This window comes from Lysinibacillus sp. Bpr_S20 (genome assembly GCF_023337835.1).
Taxonomy (GTDB): domain Bacteria; phylum Bacillota; class Bacilli; order Bacillales_A; family Planococcaceae; genus Lysinibacillus.
Window position 1 is genome coordinate 1 of sequence record NZ_JALNLQ010000012.1, and the last position, 16429, is coordinate 16429.

General features: G+C 37.3%; 15 protein-coding genes. 6 read left to right on the top strand and 9 right to left on the bottom strand.

The window, feature by feature from the left end:
- Nucleotides 1-587 precede the first annotated feature (587 nt).
- Nucleotides 588-1013 carry a hypothetical protein gene (locus tag MWJ95_RS21100; protein ID WP_249075556.1) on the top strand — a complete coding sequence of 142 codons (426 nt, stop codon included), beginning with the start codon at nucleotides 588-590 and terminating at the stop codon, nucleotides 1011-1013.
- A 45-nt stretch (nucleotides 1014-1058) separates the two neighbouring features.
- On the opposite strand, the gene MWJ95_RS21105 is transcribed toward MWJ95_RS21100, so the two are convergent.
- Nucleotides 1059-2747: a hypothetical protein gene (locus MWJ95_RS21105; RefSeq protein WP_249075557.1), complete on the bottom strand. Its 1689-nt coding sequence runs from the start codon at nucleotides 2745-2747 to the stop codon at nucleotides 1059-1061.
- Between the two features lie 154 nt (nucleotides 2748-2901).
- Between MWJ95_RS21105 and MWJ95_RS21110 the strand changes: the two genes are divergently transcribed.
- From MWJ95_RS21110 to MWJ95_RS21120, 3 genes are all read left to right on the top strand, one after another.
- Nucleotides 2902-3561: a lysoplasmalogenase gene (locus tag MWJ95_RS21110; RefSeq protein ID WP_249107167.1), complete on the top strand. Its 660-nt coding sequence runs from the start codon at nucleotides 2902-2904 to the stop codon at nucleotides 3559-3561.
- Between the two features lie 83 nt (nucleotides 3562-3644).
- The gene (gene pepT / locus MWJ95_RS21115; RefSeq protein ID WP_249075559.1) at nucleotides 3645-4874 is read left to right on the top strand and encodes a peptidase T; all 1230 of its coding nucleotides are present in this window, start codon (nucleotides 3645-3647) and stop codon (nucleotides 4872-4874) included.
- Nucleotides 4875-4959: 85 nt separating this feature from the next.
- The gene (locus MWJ95_RS21120; RefSeq protein ID WP_249075560.1) at nucleotides 4960-5922 is read left to right on the top strand and encodes a DMT family transporter; all 963 of its coding nucleotides are present in this window, start codon (nucleotides 4960-4962) and stop codon (nucleotides 5920-5922) included.
- A 59-nt stretch (nucleotides 5923-5981) separates the two neighbouring features.
- Here MWJ95_RS21120 and MWJ95_RS21125 read toward each other — a convergent pair whose 3' ends face one another.
- The 4 genes from MWJ95_RS21125 to MWJ95_RS21140 form a co-directional block, all read right to left on the bottom strand.
- Nucleotides 5982-6461, bottom strand: a complete 480-nt coding sequence (locus MWJ95_RS21125) for a GNAT family N-acetyltransferase (RefSeq protein WP_249107168.1) — start codon at nucleotides 6459-6461, stop codon at nucleotides 5982-5984.
- Between the two features lie 70 nt (nucleotides 6462-6531).
- Complete coding sequence (locus tag MWJ95_RS21130; RefSeq protein WP_249107169.1) at nucleotides 6532-6759, bottom strand: hypothetical protein; 228 nt, start codon at nucleotides 6757-6759, stop codon at nucleotides 6532-6534.
- 14 nt (nucleotides 6760-6773) lie between these two features.
- Nucleotides 6774-8093, bottom strand: coding sequence for a hypothetical protein (locus MWJ95_RS21135; protein WP_249075562.1), 1320 nt, complete (start codon nucleotides 8091-8093; stop codon nucleotides 6774-6776).
- Nucleotides 8094-8516: 423 nt separating this feature from the next.
- Nucleotides 8517-8948: a DUF4395 domain-containing protein gene (locus MWJ95_RS21140; protein ID WP_249075563.1), complete on the bottom strand. Its 432-nt coding sequence runs from the start codon at nucleotides 8946-8948 to the stop codon at nucleotides 8517-8519.
- A gap of 119 nt (nucleotides 8949-9067) precedes the next feature.
- Between MWJ95_RS21140 and MWJ95_RS21145 the strand changes: the two genes are divergently transcribed.
- The gene (locus MWJ95_RS21145) at nucleotides 9068-9775 is read left to right on the top strand and encodes a Fe-S oxidoreductase (RefSeq protein ID WP_249107170.1); all 708 of its coding nucleotides are present in this window, start codon (nucleotides 9068-9070) and stop codon (nucleotides 9773-9775) included.
- 473 nt (nucleotides 9776-10248) lie between these two features.
- Here MWJ95_RS21145 and MWJ95_RS21150 read toward each other — a convergent pair whose 3' ends face one another.
- Together MWJ95_RS21150 and MWJ95_RS21155 are read right to left on the bottom strand one after the other, a co-directional pair.
- Nucleotides 10249-10929 (bottom strand): GNAT family N-acetyltransferase, encoded by a 681-nt coding sequence (locus MWJ95_RS21150; RefSeq protein ID WP_249107171.1) that lies wholly within the window; start codon nucleotides 10927-10929, stop codon nucleotides 10249-10251.
- A 12-nt stretch (nucleotides 10930-10941) separates the two neighbouring features.
- Nucleotides 10942-12054, bottom strand: coding sequence for a mandelate racemase/muconate lactonizing enzyme family protein (locus MWJ95_RS21155; protein ID WP_249107172.1), 1113 nt, complete (start codon nucleotides 12052-12054; stop codon nucleotides 10942-10944).
- Nucleotides 12055-12134: 80 nt separating this feature from the next.
- Here MWJ95_RS21155 and MWJ95_RS21160 point away from each other — a divergent pair, with 80 nt between their 5' ends.
- Nucleotides 12135-13376, top strand: a complete 1242-nt coding sequence (locus tag MWJ95_RS21160) for a hypothetical protein (RefSeq protein WP_249107173.1) — start codon at nucleotides 12135-12137, stop codon at nucleotides 13374-13376.
- An 80-nt stretch (nucleotides 13377-13456) separates the two neighbouring features.
- Here MWJ95_RS21160 and nhaC read toward each other — a convergent pair whose 3' ends face one another.
- Together nhaC and MWJ95_RS21170 are read right to left on the bottom strand one after the other, a co-directional pair.
- Nucleotides 13457-14902 (bottom strand): Na+/H+ antiporter NhaC, encoded by a 1446-nt coding sequence (gene nhaC, locus MWJ95_RS21165; protein WP_249107174.1) that lies wholly within the window; start codon nucleotides 14900-14902, stop codon nucleotides 13457-13459.
- Between the two features lie 263 nt (nucleotides 14903-15165).
- Nucleotides 15166-16278 (bottom strand): amidohydrolase, encoded by a 1113-nt coding sequence (locus MWJ95_RS21170; protein WP_249107175.1) that lies wholly within the window; start codon nucleotides 16276-16278, stop codon nucleotides 15166-15168.
- Nucleotides 16279-16429 lie beyond the last annotated feature (151 nt).

Consider the following 16429-nt stretch of genomic DNA (forward strand, 5'->3'; position numbering starts at 1 on the left):
CAGGATCAAACTCTCCATAAAAAGAAATTTGATTAGCTCAAATTGTTTTGCTGGCATCATGTTTGATGTCCAAAATTTTGTTTTGTTCACTAACTCAAGGTTAGCTACTAAAAACTTTATTGATTACGTTTTGCTTGTTCAGTTTTCAAGGTTCATTTCGTTACTGTTTTCTCAACAGCAACTCTTATATAATATCATGTCGTAAACTTGATGTCAACAGCTAATTTATTTAATGTAGTTGTTGTTTTTCAGAAGTTATCTTAACGACTTGTATAAGTCTACACCCTTAATCCAAAAAGGTCAACACTTTTTCTAATAAAAATTTACACTTTATCATTTCGTTGAAAAGCTTCCTATATAAATATTGAGTTCATTTTAGTTTAATATCTTTCGTATCCTAAGTTCTAGAACAATAAAAAATGGACACCTCCCCTAATTCACTGGCGTTCTAAGACTGAGTTCCTATATTCAACAGCCTCTGAAATAAGTTAAATTTACATATAAATTAAACAAAAAGACTCTTTCCATTTGATAGAATTCCATTAATACTAATAGAAGACCGCTATGCGGAAAGGAGTTATATAAAAATGCCCTATATGAACAAAGATCTTGCTCGTACATTAGAACAACAACATAAGCGAAGTGTAAAAGGTTTGTTTTTAAAAATCCAAGACTTAAATAATAATTGTACATTATTAAGAAAACGACTTGAGCCACATATCGACTTAACCGTTTATAAGCATGCTATTGATTACGTTAATCAATTCGTTTCTCATACTTCCATTCTCAATCTTAAATTCATTACAAATACAGAAAATCTAGAGGTCGTTGTATTACATGCACTTTTATTAGCACATATAATAGAAAACGAAGATTCTTATACTTTTGAATATGAACATAACTTACTTCAAGGGTATATTCATGAAATATTTACGTTAAACGATCATGCAAAAGCACTTTATACGAATCACCAGGAAAAGATGCTTCTCTATATAGAATCTCAACCAACATAAAAAAGACGATCTTTGTAGCGCATTACTACTTGATCGTCTTTTATATTATTTTTTCTCTTCTACTAATCCTTTAACAATCATTGATCGAACTGGTAAAAACTGCTCTCCTGTATCACCATAAGTGAGAATGACCTCATCGCCTTCTTGTAAATAAATTGCAAGTGGTTCTGTTTCCGAGCTTACCAAATAGTTTTTACCGTTATTTAGTAAGAATGATACAACTGTATAGTCTCCTAGACGTTCCTTGTATACGCGAAGTACTTTTCCACTTGCATTTTTCTCTTCTGCATGTGAACTTCCTTCGACTGTATTTCCACCGCGACTTAAGGCTGTTTTATATAATTTTAATGCCTCTTTAGGAGTTGTCGCATAAGCGGAGATTTCAGGATTCGCTGCAGATACGATGAAATAATTTTGTAAGAAACCATTTGAATCAAGCACTGCAGTTAACCAGCTTGCCTCACCGTAAAAGTTATACAATACCGGCATTTCCCCAGACCATTTTTTCTCGATAAATTTCTTCTCGATAATTTGCAAGTTACCTTGCGAATCCATATAAGAAGCGTCTTGATTTCCAGTATAATAGGTTGCTTGACCTGTTCGGGCATTTGTTAAGGAATAGCCTAGCATGGAATCGACACCCTCTTTAGGGCTCGTAAAGTCTGTGAAATAATACATATCGCCTTTTTCATCAAAAATTGGGCTAACATTTGCCTCTGTTCCCTCATCTGAAGGTAGTTTAACGTCCTTCTTACCAAACTTGCTATTCCAAAATCCATGTACATAATTACCGAAATAACTATTTTGCAAGCTTACTGTCTCTGGAGAAACCGCTCCATCAATAAATTCCGGGACATCCTCCAGTTTCATAACTTCTGATTTCCCTGTTAGTGCATCTACAAGCACAATCCCTTTTACATCGAAGCCATTACGTGCAGAAATAAATTCACCATAAGAACGGATGTAGTATGGTTTACCTTCATCATCTATTTCAAGTTGAACATCTCCATAAAAAACAAGGAATGGATGTTGTAAACGTATATGACGCTCTAAATTTGAATTTAAATAAGCAGAAGGAACATACTTCATTTCCTGCTTAACAAATTTAGGATTGTCCGCCGAATCTGTTGCGCTCATCATAAAGTAACCAGGAGTCGTCTCACCATTCATCCATTTAAAGAAGCCAGAGAACTCAACTGGCGCAATATAAACATACTCACCATTCACTTTTTGAATTTGTAAGCGCCCTAGCTCATAATAACTCGTATTCGGTACTTGCCCGAACGCTTTTTTCATTTTATTACGTGCAAATTTAGGCGGAACACTAGCTGGTGTTTGTGTTTCATCGAATGGTTTTATTTCAACCTCTTGCTTCATTTCAGCTGACTTGAATTTTTCGTTAGCATTCCATAAAGGAGCTGATAATACAAACACTGCAACACCTAAACTTGCCAAAAATAAGACACCTTTTATTTTTCTTTCAATACCACTTGCAAGAAGCGCGCCACCTAATGTTAATAGAATAATAGCGGGCCAAAAAGCAAGCCAGTTTACATCCATTTTCGTCACATATACGGTTATACCAGTAGCTAAAAATCCTAGTACAAATACACCGATAAAGAAGTATCCGATTACCTTTTTCGATCCGTCTTCTCGCTTTTTCGTTATAAGCGGTGTTAATAAAACACTCGCGATTAATCCAATAACTGCCGAAGCTATTAATAGCTTGGTCATTTCGCTCACCCTCTCTTACCTTACTGTCCACTTATTTACGGTTACATACTAAAAAAGTTTCATACATAAGATGAATGAGTACACTCTTATGCATTTCCTATACGAAAGAATAAAGGAAATTCTAACATAGATAAAGAATTTCAAAGAAAAGGAGATGAGAATTTTGTCTAAAAAATTTTTAATAGCATTTATTATTTTGTTTGGTCTATATTATATTTTTTTCCTTTCCCATATTCCACAAAGCCTGATACTTATCTTTAAAGTCATCCCAATGATTTTCATCATTATTTTAGCCGCTACATCAAAAAATGTAGGCATTAAAAAGTATCAACTACTAATTGTTATTGGACTTGTCTTTTGTATGGTCGGTGATTATACATTACAGTGGTTTCTAATTGGGCTAACTAGCTTCCTAATAGGGCATATTTTTTATATCCTTGCCTTTTTTTCTACGAATGAACGACAAGTACCTACCTGGGCAAAGATTGTATTGCTCGTTTACGGTGCAAGTATGGCTGTGTGGATTGCAGGTACGGTGTTTTCATCAGGAGAAGTCGTACTTGGTATCGCAGTAATTGCCTATATTTCAGTGATATTAACGATGGGTTGGACTGCGATTCGGACTGGTTCTACCTTTGCGACGATCGGAGCTCTACTATTTATCTCATCAGATTCCTATTTAGCTATTAATAAATTTATGATGCCTTTACCATTTTCACATGAGTTTATTATGTTGACATATTACAGTGCCCAACTACTAATTGCCTTAAGTATTTCTCAATATTCCGAAATCCGAAGTAAAGTGTTACAATAATAACTAATTATGCCTCGTCACAATTACGTGACATCTGCAGGAGGCTGAAAGAAGTTAAACATACACATTAGGAGGCCATACTTATGAAAGAACAAGTAATCGAGCGTTTAATTCGTTATGCAAAAATTGATACACAATCTGATTTCACAAGCGAAACAACTCCTTCAACACAAAAACAATTTGACTTATTGCATGTACTAAAAGATGAACTTGCTGCAATAGGCTTAACTGATATTACATTAGATGAAAATGGTTATTTATTTGCAACACTCGAAGCAAATACAGATAAAAAAGTGCCTACTATTGGCTTTTTAGCGCATGTAGACACTACAACAGATTTTACTGGCACAAATGTTAATCCACAACGCATTAACAACTATGATGGTGGAGTGATCCAGCTAAACGAAAATTTAGCGATGTCGCCAACAGATTTTCCTGAGCTTAAAAATTATGTAGGTCAAACGTTAATTACAACGGATGGGACTACATTATTAGGCGCTGACGATAAAGCTGGTATCGCTGAAATTATGACGGCTATGGAATACCTAATAAATAATCCTTCTATTAAACATGGTAAATTACGTGTAGCGTTTACACCTGACGAAGAAATTGGCCGCGGTCCTCATAAATTCGATGTGGCTGCATTTGGAGCCGACTATGCTTATACGATGGATGGGGGACCACTTGGCGAGCTACAATACGAAAGCTTTAATGCTGCAGGCGTAAAGGTTGTGACAAAAGGTACGAGTGTACACCCTGGTTCTGCGAAAAATAAAATGGTCAATGCCATTACAATGGCGATTGCCTTCCAAAATGAAATGCCTACTGATGCAGTACCTGAAAAAACGGATGGCTATGAGGGCTTTATTCACTTAATGGGCTTTAGCGGTGCGATCGAGCATACTGAGCTTTCTTATATCGTTCGCGACCATGACCGTCAAAAGTTTGAAGCGAAAAAACAATTAATGCTTGATGCTGCAGCAAAAATTAAAGCCCAATACAGCGAGGATGCTTTAAGCATTACAATCGAAGATCAATACTATAATATGGGCGAAAAAATTGAACCTGTAAAGGAAATTGTCGACATCGCACGTACAGCAATGGAAAAGTTAGAGATTACGCCAATTACACTACCTATCCGTGGCGGTACTGATGGTTCTCAGCTTTCTTACATGGGCTTACCAACACCAAACATTTTTGCAGGTGGCGAAAATATGCACGGTAAATTTGAATATGTATCTGCAGAAACAATGGAAAAAGCAACACAAGTGATTATCGAAATTGTACAGCTCTTTGAACAACAAGGAAAATAATTACGAAGAAGGGTTTACCCCTTCTTCGTAAATTTTTTGAAGATGATGACTGAATTTTCAAACTACATAAATTGAGGTGATTTTAATGAAAGAAATTGCATTAGGCATTTTAGCCTCACTTTTTTTCGCTGTTACATTTATATTGAATCATGCAATGGAAATGCAAGGCGGGAGCTGGCTATGGAGTGCATCCCTGCGCTATTTCTTTATGCTACCGTTTTTACTCGTGATCGTCTTCTATCGCAAAGGCTTTTCCCAATTATCAGGTGAGATGAAAGCACAGCCTGTAGCTTGGCTGCTTTGGAGCTTTATTGGGTTCGTACTGTTCTATGCCCCATTGACATTTGCAGCAGCATTCGGTCCAGGCTGGCTCGTCTCTGGAACATGGCAATTCACAATTGTCGCTGGCGTATTACTAGCTCCCCTATTTGTTTCAGTAGTGGCCGGGAAAACAGTACGTCAAAAAATACCGCTTATTTCATTACTTATTTCATGTGTCATTTTAGCCGGCATTTTACTTATTCAAATACCACAGGCACAATCAGTTCCGTTTAAAAGTTTAATGCTTGGCATTTTACCCGTTGTCATTGCAGCGTTTGCCTACCCTCTTGGTAACCGCAAAATGATGGACATCTGTGGCGGACGCATCGATACATATCAACGAGTTCTCGGAATGACCATCGCCTCCATGCCCGCATGGATTATTCTAGCCATTTATGCAATGGCAACGGTCGGACTTCCTTCAAGCAGCCAAGTAATGCAATCGTTGCTAGTTGGTATAAGCTCTGGTGTCATCGCCACAACTTTATTTTTCATTGCAACTGACCGCGTTCGCGATCATCAAGGCAAGCTCGCAGCGGTTGAAGCAACACAATCAACTGAAATACTCTTTGTCATTATTGGTGAAGTATTGTTGCTCGACATTGCATTCCCAGATCGAATTGCTTTAGCAGGTCTAGGGGTCATCATTGTTGGCATGCTATTACATAGCTACTATACAATGATACTTGGGAAAAAGAGTGCTGTTCAAAGTAGTCCTACTCAATAATAAAAATGTACATTACTAAATCGCCTTTTAGTAATGTACATTTTTTATTCTAGCGAACACTATAATTTGTATATCATTGTTTTAGATGTCCCTACTACTTCATAATCTTTAAAGCCAAGTTTTTTATAAATATTAATGGCCGCGTCATTTTTGAGGTCTACGCTAAGTGAAATGTTAATGTATCCTTCATCTTTTGCTTGTTGAATTATTTTACGCATCAGTAAAGTGCCTACCCCTTTTCCCCTTACTTCTTCTGAAACAGCGATTCCGATTTCAGGAGTATTGCAATCTATAAAACCATAGCTTTTAGTATTGTCATCAAATAATCTGTACCAGACAGCACCAACAGCTTGATTTTTTGTGTTAAAGGCAATTAAAGCTCTATCTCCCCTTCTCCCCCAACCTTCATGATATTTTCTTATGTCAGGCGAGTTTAGTAAAGCTTCTTTTGATGGTTTACTTTCTGGAATATGTATAGACTCATATAACATATCTAGAAAGAACTCAAACTCATTTTCTAAATTTCTAATGTAAAACATGAAATAATCACCCCTTCTTATCAAGGTATATTATATATTAAATTGTAATTATTGGTATAACTATAGAAGGTTACATATTTTTAATTAAATGTTTTATCTGCGCGAAAGCGAAGCGGTAGCGACAAAGCGCCCAGCCGGAACGAAATTCACCCCCATGATATGGTGATGAGTTCATTTTTATAGGAATGTCTTGATTTATCGGAATATTATCTCGTTTTTCGGAACAATTGCAGTTTCTATCAAAAAAGATAACTCCATCAAAAATCAAACAGGTGTGGAAAAATAATTCTTTTTCCACACCTGTTTTTCTACTTATTCATAAGACATTAGTATGTTGTTACGTCCATCGATATAACCGTAACCTGGTGCAAATAATTCACCAAAAGACGTTTCCACAACATTGTTAAACGTACCGTACGGTGGTTTTGTGAATGTGAAATGAATGGCACGAACAAACCCTTCTTCTTTCATTCCATACTCCATTCTAGTCACCTTCGAGCCTTCTGTAACTGGTTTTTCAAATATATATTTGATATCATCCTTTTCATAATTAAAAGTTTGTTCTGTCTCATGATAGTTAATGAACTTTTCGTTCTGCGCTTCAAAACGATTATTAGCCGTTTTCTTATATACACCATTCCCATACACTAACTGCTGAAGCGTATCATTTGGCAAGAAAGATGTTGTAATAATTGGTGACTCGTTCGGTTTTATGGTAGCTAGGGCTTTTTTCGGTACACGATACATTTCCCCACCTATCTCAATCCAAGCTGTCGTATTTTTTTCTGTCAAAAACATTACTTCATCAAAACGTTTTAGTTCTCTTAACTTTCCATTACCTTCACCAACAACACCATATCGGATATAGCGTTTCCCTTGGGTTTGCACAGGTTGGAGTGATTTTACAGGAATATAAGTAAAAATAAAATCTTCTCCCCATGTTCCGAGCAATTGCACTCTAAGGTATCCATTTATTTCAAGTCCTAACGATTGAAAAACAGTGCCTTTTGAATATTTCCCTCCTGTACCTGCTCCAGCCATTGGACCTCTTAAATGCTGTGCATTAGCTGTTAGCTTATAGAGTTTTTTATCTCTTTTTATCGTTTCTGCAATGCGAATATCCGTGGCATCAATATAGCCCCCTTTAAACTTTCCTTCAGTTGGGTGCGTACGATCGTAATATAGATTTTCACCAATAGAAATATCATAACTAGGGCCCCCATCTACATACCCTTCCAAGTAATGTGTTCCATAGTCAAAGGCGGAGGGTTGACCATTGATGTTGATATAGCCTGGATTATCATAAAAAGAAGCACGGATGTTCAAAGGTATTTTCTTAAAAACAACTAAATCCGTTGCTTGTACACGGTAACCCGAGCTCATCCAATAAAATGTTTTATTGTTATACTTTTCGATATTATATACTCGGAAATAGCTGTTGCGTTTGACCATCATCGAACTATATGTACCGTTTGCATTCTGCTTATACACTTTTACATCTTTTTTAAAGGTCATTTTTCCCGTTTGACCCTTCACAATTTGTGCCCCATCCCACTGTACATCTGCTTTAGAAGACGATGGGTTGATTAAAAAGGCCACAACGATGAGTAAAGTGATCACATATTTCTTCATTTAATCCCCTCCACTAATTTTATAGTAAATTCCTATTTTTAATTATACTATACTAATCCTTGTTACTGATTAACTAATTACCCTATTTATGGATCAAAAAAAGAGAAACTTATCCATATTGGCATAAGTCTCTGAGATATTCTCTTTATAGGAATACTTTGCTGATTTATCGACACAATTGCAGTTTCTATCAAAAAAAGACGACTCAGTCACAATGGAGTGAGTCGTCTAGAGATTTTTACGTTCCCAAAAAATGAGGGGGGTTTTAGGAGCGTAATCATGAACTAGCAAACTTCTGGAGAAAAGTAGCTAAAGTTCATCCTCTCTACACTGTATTGTAGAGGAGGAATAATCTTTATACGATAATGATAATCATTATCAATTAAAATGTCAACATTAATCTGAAAATTGTTTTAAGTTTTTTTACTGACTACTCTTCAACGAGCGACGATATTGCCATTGCTTTAACTGAAAATGTAGGAAACAACCTATACAAAATCCTGCAATTGCCAGCGATGAAGCTACAGCAACCATTCCTGTAAAGACATAGCCCACCACCTGCCATTTTAGCCAGAAACCTATAAATCCACCAGTTAAACAAAAGCTAGCAATACTAGAATTGAACTTTTGCTGTTGCGCATCCTCTGGTATATAAGTAGATGGCGCCTTTTTCAGAAACAGCTTCCCTACTCGAATAATAGGATTAAAATTACATAAAACACCAAGTAAATTTGCTACTAAAGGAATGGCTAAAATCCAAAAGACACCTGTTATCCATGTTAGAATGACACTTACAAGAATCGTCCATTGATTAAGTCGAACAAGCGGCCTTGGAATTGCATGAGGCTGTGACATTTTAAAACCTACCTTTCAGATATGTTTAATGTATTTTACTATATTGCATTCCATTTGTGAAGCAAAAATGATTAATTTATAATAAACGTAACAGATGATTGAAAGAAAAGGTGATGACAATGCCAGCATTAACGATGGATCAAGTTCGTCAATTGAATTCCTATAGCATTTATACGACGGAACCAAAGCGGACATTATTTACATTAGCTGATATACATAAAGACTTTTACCATCCTGATTTTTTAAACCTAATGATGGGGATTACAGATGCAGCAACTGAAACGGCCGCTATTTCTCACTTTGCACGCCGCTACGGAATGTTTTTTGCTATGCAACTTTACATGCTTGCCGCCTATGACGAAGTCTGGGATGGTAAACCTATCGAGCTACGCTTTGATGCAGCAAAAGAATTCGATAGTTTTACTGTTGCAATGTTCGTGAACCCAAACGATTGGCGTTATGTCGACGAGGATGAGCGTCAAGCTGTTATTGAGAAGATTCTCTATGATGGGCATGTTGTCGTTCAACAGCTTCGTAAAGTGACATCTATTTCCCCACTAACTATCTGGGAAAATTTCTTCGGATATTTACTTTGGCACTATCACATATTGCTTTCTAATCCTGGTCTAGCCGATCAGGCGATGGAGGATATTGAAGCTTTAGAGGACCCTAAAACATGGGCTCGTTTCTCAAACAAATCTTGGTGGGCACAATATACAGGTGGTCAGAGCCCCACTAATTTAGTGAACGTACCAGTCCGAAAATCATGCTGTTTTTCTAAAGACATACCAGGCTTAATGGCTTGTGGCTTTTGCCCGACGAAATGAAAAACAGCCTTACCTCTCCTATTAAAAAATATAATGAAAAAGAATCCATTTTGATCAATTTTCTATTCAAACTGGATTCTTTTTATTTTTTCGCTATCCAACTTGAGTGTGCTCGATATCTTACGGAGGATAAAAATGATTAATCAAAATCCATTTGAGGTGATTGAAGAGATTTACGAGGAGCATTACACGTATTTGCGGAATGAAAGAACTTATTATAATTTCACATCAATAGCTATAATACTATTTGTTTCAGCTTGTCTATTTAACTTAATGAAAAGGAATCGTTGATTTTCACGGAGAGTGGCGACTCCTGCGGGATTAGCTTGAGCTGAAAGCCCCGCAGGAACGTAGTGAAGAGAAGATTGAAGCCAAGCCCGCGGAAAGCGCCAACTCGGAGTGAAAATCAACTATTGTTTATTGATACACCTTAATTTATATATTATTCTTTTGTCGACCCTTTTTACTATTATTTATTTTTCATAAACGACGAACCAATCACCTTGATCCTCATACATAGAAGTACCTGTATAACCCTGTTTTAAAAGCTGTTGCTGACCTACTGTATCCCCCATCGATATCGACTTCTTTTCTGTAAAGGCTGATTGCTCTTGTCGCAAGTCTTTATAGAAAATATACCGGAGCTTATCTACATACTTAATCTTCAATCCTTTTACGACTAGCCCTTGGGAAAATTTATCTTTCAAGCTAGGGATATTATATGGCTTTACTGTTGAGCATACGTAATCATATTTTTTTAAATCGATGTGGCCCATGATAACTTGGGCTAATGTTTTTTGTAATCCATAGCCACGGTATGTTGGTGAGACATTCGATATTTCTTGATATAAAACTTTATGAAATTCTTCCTCGGCAATCCCACAATCGTAGCCAAGGTGCTCTTCATCAACAGGTGGGTTCAATAGTGCACGAAAGGCCATTAGCTCATCCCCTACGTAAGCTCCGATCATCATGCCATTGCCGCTTAAAATATAGTCAAACTCCTCAGTACTTAAAGGTTGTAAAATACTTTTGTCTGCTAAATATTCATAAACCTCAAGCTGCAATTTTTCAATTTCTTGCAAATGCTGAAGATTTAATGTTGTAACAAAAAACGGCGTTTCTCCAAGCATACCTTCATAAATTTTCTCCATGTCGCCGCCTCCTTAAGCTGTTACAATTGTTGAGAATTTACATAATTCTTTAAGGATCTCTTCATCAACGTCTACGCCTAATCCTGGTTTCTCATTTAAACAGATAAATGGAACATCATAGTGTAAGTTCCCAACATCCTTAGAGAATTTTAATGGGCCCGTTAATTCTACACTTGTCATTATTTTTTTAGAGAATGCTACATGGAAGCCAGCTGCTGAACCAACGGAAGATTCGACCATTGAGCCGATTTGGCATTCAATGCCTGCCATTTCAGCCATAACCGCTAGTTTCATAGCCGGATAAATACCACCGCATTTCATTAATTTAATATTTACTTTATCTGCAGCACGCTTTGCAATAATTTCGCGCATTTCACGTACACCGCGAAGACCTTCATCAATCATCAATGGAACATCAGATTTTGACTTGATCTCTACCATTCCATCAATATCTTCACTATCTACTGGCTGCTCTAACCAATCGATATTTAGATCCTTTAATGCACGTAAACCTTGTAATGTAGTGGACGCATTGCCCCATCCTTGATTTACATCTACACGAATGGCGATGTCTTCACCAACACGTTCACGCACCGCTTTGATACGAGCAACATCGCGAGCTACCTCTGTTCCGACCTTCATTTTAAATGATCGATAGCCCATCTCCACACGGTTTACCGCCTCTTCTGCCATTGCCTCAGGTGTTCCAATGCTCAGTACATGGGTAATCGGGAATTTCTCATGATAACGACCACCTAGTAGTTGGTACACTGGAACCTGTAACGCTTTCCCTGCAATATCGAAACAAGCAATGTCAATTGCCGCTTTCGCTGCTGGCACATCCTTCACAGCTTTGTTCAATTTATCGTGAAGTTTTTCAAAGGCCATTGGATCTTCCCCAATAATTGCAGGAGCAAGCTGGTTCTTTAATACAGCATATGTGCTTTCCCACGTCTCCCCAGTTACGTGCTCGTCCGGCACTGCTTCACCATAGCCTACAATACCTGTGTCTGTCATAACCTTCAAAATAATAGAAGGCATTGTATCATATGTAGCATAACTGATGATAAATGGATCAATAAGTGGTAAATGAATTGCAAAAATTTCTACTTGTTGGATTTTCATTTTGATCAGTCTCCTGTATAATAAAGTTGTCTCTAATACGTCGCTAATTATCAAAAAAATATAGAAAAGGAATGTTACCCATGTCTACTAAAATAGCGGTTATCTGCTCTAAAGCATTTATGAAGCGTATAAATAGTATCGCACAAAACATAGAGAATATTCAAATAGATTTTTATCTCTACAAGCAACCTACAGAGGCACCCTTTTTGTTAAAGGAAATGAAGCCATGTGATGCCCTTTTATTCGGAGGAACGCTACCCTATTTACATGCCCAATCCGCACTGTCCGAACTGCCCATACCTTGGAATTATATAAAGCAAGATGAGACGGCAGTTTCTACAACTTTATTATCGCTTATAGCCAATCATACTGTACCTTTAAATAGAATTTCTATTGATGTTATGAATCCAGCTATTGTCGAAAATGTTTTAACAGAAATAGAGTATTTCGGTCCAAAACCATATATTCAGCCTATTTCTATCACGGAACCTACTCAATCTATATTGCATCATCATATCGCTTTGTGGGAGGCTAACAGCATTGACTTTGTTATAACAAGTATTCATAGTGTGTTTGATGAATTACAGGCTCTTCAAATACCTGCAATGCGCATGTTAGATGCAACTAATTCCATTGTACAATGCTTAGAGGAAACGAAATCCCAATCGCTTCTTACAAAATCTGAATCTGTGAAAGCTGTCGTTGGACTATTGGAAGCTCCTGAAGATAAACCGATAGACGATAACATGTTAACGCAAATCACCGCAGCCACGCATTCAACTTATAAAGAAATTTCACCGTATTCTTTTGAGCTATATACGACAGCCGGGCATTTGCAAAAAGCGCTCGAAAAAGAGAACTTACAGAACTTATTACAGCAAACCGATCAGTCATTTAAGCTTGCATTTGGTTATGGGCATTCAATAGTTGAGGCTAACCAAAATGCTAAACACGCATTAACATTTGCTAAACCTTGTGAAATTTATATACTTGATGAACATAAAAACTTGCTAGGCCCATTCCCTAAATCAGAAGTAAGACTATCTTTAAAAACAGATGACCCCTACGTTTTACAAATGGCAAAGCAGACAAGCTTAAGTCCATTGAATATTTCTAAGATAATCCATTTTAGCCGAGAGCGACAATCTGCTCAATTTACTTCTCATAATCTTGCAGAATACTTACAAGTAACACGCCGCACAACAGAGCGCATTATTAAAAAATTAGTGGATAATGGTTATGCTAACGTAGTTGGCGAAGAAATGACTCACCAACAAGGACGCCCACGTACGATATATGAATTGAACTTTGCGGTCTATTGAAGGTTGAAAAGCCCTCGCAGATGATGTTGCTCCTGCGAGAGCTTACCTATTAGAAAAGAGTGCATTTAAAGCTTCAAACTTTAGTCAGCCATAACCATATTAGTATCACTTATTTCTTGCTCTTTTTTGCGCTTCTCTTCCGCTTCCATTTCTTCAGGTGTCAGCTTAACAATCGCAAATCCGATATAAGCATAAAAAATTGAAATAATAGGTACCAAGAAGTTAATAATGGCATATGGTGCGTATTCCATTGCACCTACACCTAATGTTGCTAAAATAAAGACTCCGCAAGTGTTCCATGGGAAGAATACAGAAGTTAGTGTTCCTCCATCTTCTAACGCACGAGATAAATTTTTCGAATGCAAGCCGCGCTCTCGATACACATTCGCAAACATACGTGATGGAACAACAATTGAAATATACTGCTCAGAACATGTAGCATTTGTTGTAATACATGCTGCAATCGTTGAAGCAACTAGGCTTCCTGTAGATTTAGCAAATTTCACAATGACATCCATAAGTGCTTTTAACATGCCGGAATATTCTAACACCCCACCGAACGTCATTGCCACAATTGTCATTGAAACCGTATTCATCATTGAATCTAAGCCACCACGGTTAAATAGGTTGTCCACCATGTCATTGCCAGTTGAAATCACAAATCCTTCTTGTAAAGCATGTACAGCCATTGTAGGTGTACCGCCTTGTACGAAGATTTGTAGTAAGAATCCTGAGATAATTCCGACAACTAAGGCTGGAATCGCAGGTACTTTTTTCGCTACCAATACAATTACTCCAACTGGAACAAGTAATAACCAAGGAGAAATAACGAAACTATCCTCCATTACTTTTAATGTTGTTAAAATACTTTCCGATTGCATTGAGATGTCAGCGAAGCTTCTACCCATAATTCCAAATACAACGATCGCAATGACTAAAGCTGGAATTGTTGTGTAAAGCATGTGCTTAATATGATCAAATAAGTCGGTACCTGTTAAACCTGCCGCGAGATTAGTAGTATCCGATAACGGTGACATCTTATCACCAAAATATGCGCCCGAAATAACCGCTCCAGCAATCATTGCTGCAGGAATGCCCATACTTAAACCAATACCCATACCAGCAACACCGATTGTTGCCATCGTCGACCACGAGCTACCAATTGCCAGTGCAACAATTGAACACAACAGCATGATTGTTACTAAAAACCAAGCCGGAGAAATTAATTTCAAACCATAATAAATCATTGTCGCTACGACACCGCCGCCAATCCATGCGCCAATTGTCAAACCTACTAAAATAATAATAACAATCGCTGGTAAAGCTAGACGTATTCCCTTATACATCATTTCCTCAATTTCCATCCACTTAAATCCATGCATTTTGGCCACAATTGCCGCTACAGTTGTTCCAATAATAAGTGGTACGTGAGGACTTTGCTCTAACGCAACTACTGTAATTAACATAGCTATAATCATTATTGCAAAAGTCAGAACAGCCCAACCAGCATTAATTTCCTTTTTCATGAATCCATCCCCTTTTTTGCACCAGTTGCCAATCCCCGTTGTCATAGACGCAAATAATTTTATATGTTTTTTAGCATAATATTCAAAAAATTAAAAGTCAACGCAAAAATTTTATGCTTCTCTAGCAATTTCCACTGTTTTAGCGTATAAAAACGTTTTCAAATAGCTATTAAGGTCAATGCAAAATATTCATACATTTCGCTAAAAAGAAAATAAAAAAGAACTATATCAACAGATTTTGATATAGCTCCCTCTTGCAATCATTATTCGTATTCAGGTTTTTTCTCTAACACACAAGCAAGTACTTTCGCAGCATCTATTAATGCACTTCGTTCAAAAGTCATTTTTGGATGATGTAATCCTGGTGCTAAGTTGGCTCCAATACCAATCATCGTTGCTTTTAATTCAGGTTTTTTAACTGTGTAAAAATGGAAATCATCACTTCCAGGTGTTGAAATTTCCCCTGCAAGATACTCTTCCCCAAACGTTTCAATAATGGCTTCTTTAGCCATACGTGCAGCAACTGAAGAAACCTCAGCACCAGGTGTAAAATCGATCCATTTCCAGTCCATATCAATTTCAAACTGCTGTTGGATTGATGTTAAACCAAACTCAATACGACTACGGAGTAATTCTAGTTGGTTATTACGTTGCGCGCGAATATCCATAGAGAAGCTTGCAGTACCCGGAATAATATTCGTACTACCACCATCTGCAACAATTTTCGTTAACTTTGCAGAATGAGGCTCGAAGGGTGATAAATGTATACTATTGAGCATTTGTTGTACGGCCATAATCACATCGATTGCATTTTTCCCTTGATGAGGTCTAGCACCATGAGCATCAGTGCCTCGTATTGCTCCCTCTAAAAAATAAGCAGCACCATGATGGATAGCAGGCGATATCTGACCAAGTGGTAACTCTTCAATTGGTCTTAAATGAACACCAAATAAATGCGATACACCATCAACAGCCCCGCGCTCAAAGGCTGCACAAGCTCCATTGCCAAGCTCTTCAGCAGGTTGGAAAATAAAACGGACGCGATGTTGCAATGGTCGATCTTTCAGCAATAATAAAGCGCCAAGCACCATCGTAATATTTGCATCATGCCCACATGAGTGGTTAGCTTGCCACTTTCCATCTACTTCCTGCCATAAAGCATCTATATCTGCACGTACAGCAACAATTTCATCACCTGTACCAATTTCCGCAATCAACCCTGGCACATCCCCTAACAAACGATAGGATACGTTCAGCTCATCTAAAATGGACGCAATCTTTTTAGTAGTTTCGAATTCCTTCCAGCTTACCTCTGGGTATTTATGAAAATGATCAAACCATTGATAAAGCGTTTCCTCTAATACTGCATTTGACATAACTACACCTCTATACGCATTTTTGTTTCCCATTATACATGAAACGATTTCTTAAAAGTACATATGGATTTAGAACTATGTATATAAAAAATAAGAGTGCAGCAAGCAAATATCGGAACGGAAATCAACCACACGCTATGTTGATAATCCA

What these genes read in the sequence shown, in the direction of transcription:
- MWJ95_RS21100 (WP_249075556.1), top strand. Translation starts at nt 588, where the DNA reads ATGCCCTATATGAACAAAGATCTTGCTCGTACATTAGAACAACAACAT.
- MWJ95_RS21105 (WP_249075557.1), bottom strand. Translation starts at nt 2,747, where the DNA reads ATGACCAAGCTATTAATAGCTTCGGCAGTTATTGGATTAATCGCGAGT.
- MWJ95_RS21110 (WP_249107167.1), top strand. Translation starts at nt 2,902, where the DNA reads ATGAGAATTTTGTCTAAAAAATTTTTAATAGCATTTATTATTTTGTTT.
- pepT (WP_249075559.1), top strand. Translation starts at nt 3,645, where the DNA reads ATGAAAGAACAAGTAATCGAGCGTTTAATTCGTTATGCAAAAATTGAT.
- MWJ95_RS21120 (WP_249075560.1), top strand. Translation starts at nt 4,960, where the DNA reads ATGAAAGAAATTGCATTAGGCATTTTAGCCTCACTTTTTTTCGCTGTT.
- MWJ95_RS21125 (WP_249107168.1), bottom strand. Translation starts at nt 6,461, where the DNA reads ATGTTTTACATTAGAAATTTAGAAAATGAGTTTGAGTTCTTTCTAGAT.
- MWJ95_RS21135 (WP_249075562.1), bottom strand. Translation starts at nt 8,093, where the DNA reads ATGAAGAAATATGTGATCACTTTACTCATCGTTGTGGCCTTTTTAATC.
- MWJ95_RS21140 (WP_249075563.1), bottom strand. Translation starts at nt 8,948, where the DNA reads ATGTCACAGCCTCATGCAATTCCAAGGCCGCTTGTTCGACTTAATCAA.
- MWJ95_RS21145 (WP_249107170.1), top strand. Translation starts at nt 9,068, where the DNA reads ATGCCAGCATTAACGATGGATCAAGTTCGTCAATTGAATTCCTATAGC.
- MWJ95_RS21150 (WP_249107171.1), bottom strand. Translation starts at nt 10,929, where the DNA reads ATGGAGAAAATTTATGAAGGTATGCTTGGAGAAACGCCGTTTTTTGTT.
- MWJ95_RS21155 (WP_249107172.1), bottom strand. Translation starts at nt 12,054, where the DNA reads ATGAAAATCCAACAAGTAGAAATTTTTGCAATTCATTTACCACTTATT.
- MWJ95_RS21160 (WP_249107173.1), top strand. Translation starts at nt 12,135, where the DNA reads ATGTCTACTAAAATAGCGGTTATCTGCTCTAAAGCATTTATGAAGCGT.
- nhaC (WP_249107174.1), bottom strand. Translation starts at nt 14,902, where the DNA reads ATGAAAAAGGAAATTAATGCTGGTTGGGCTGTTCTGACTTTTGCAATA.
- MWJ95_RS21170 (WP_249107175.1), bottom strand. Translation starts at nt 16,278, where the DNA reads ATGTCAAATGCAGTATTAGAGGAAACGCTTTATCAATGGTTTGATCAT.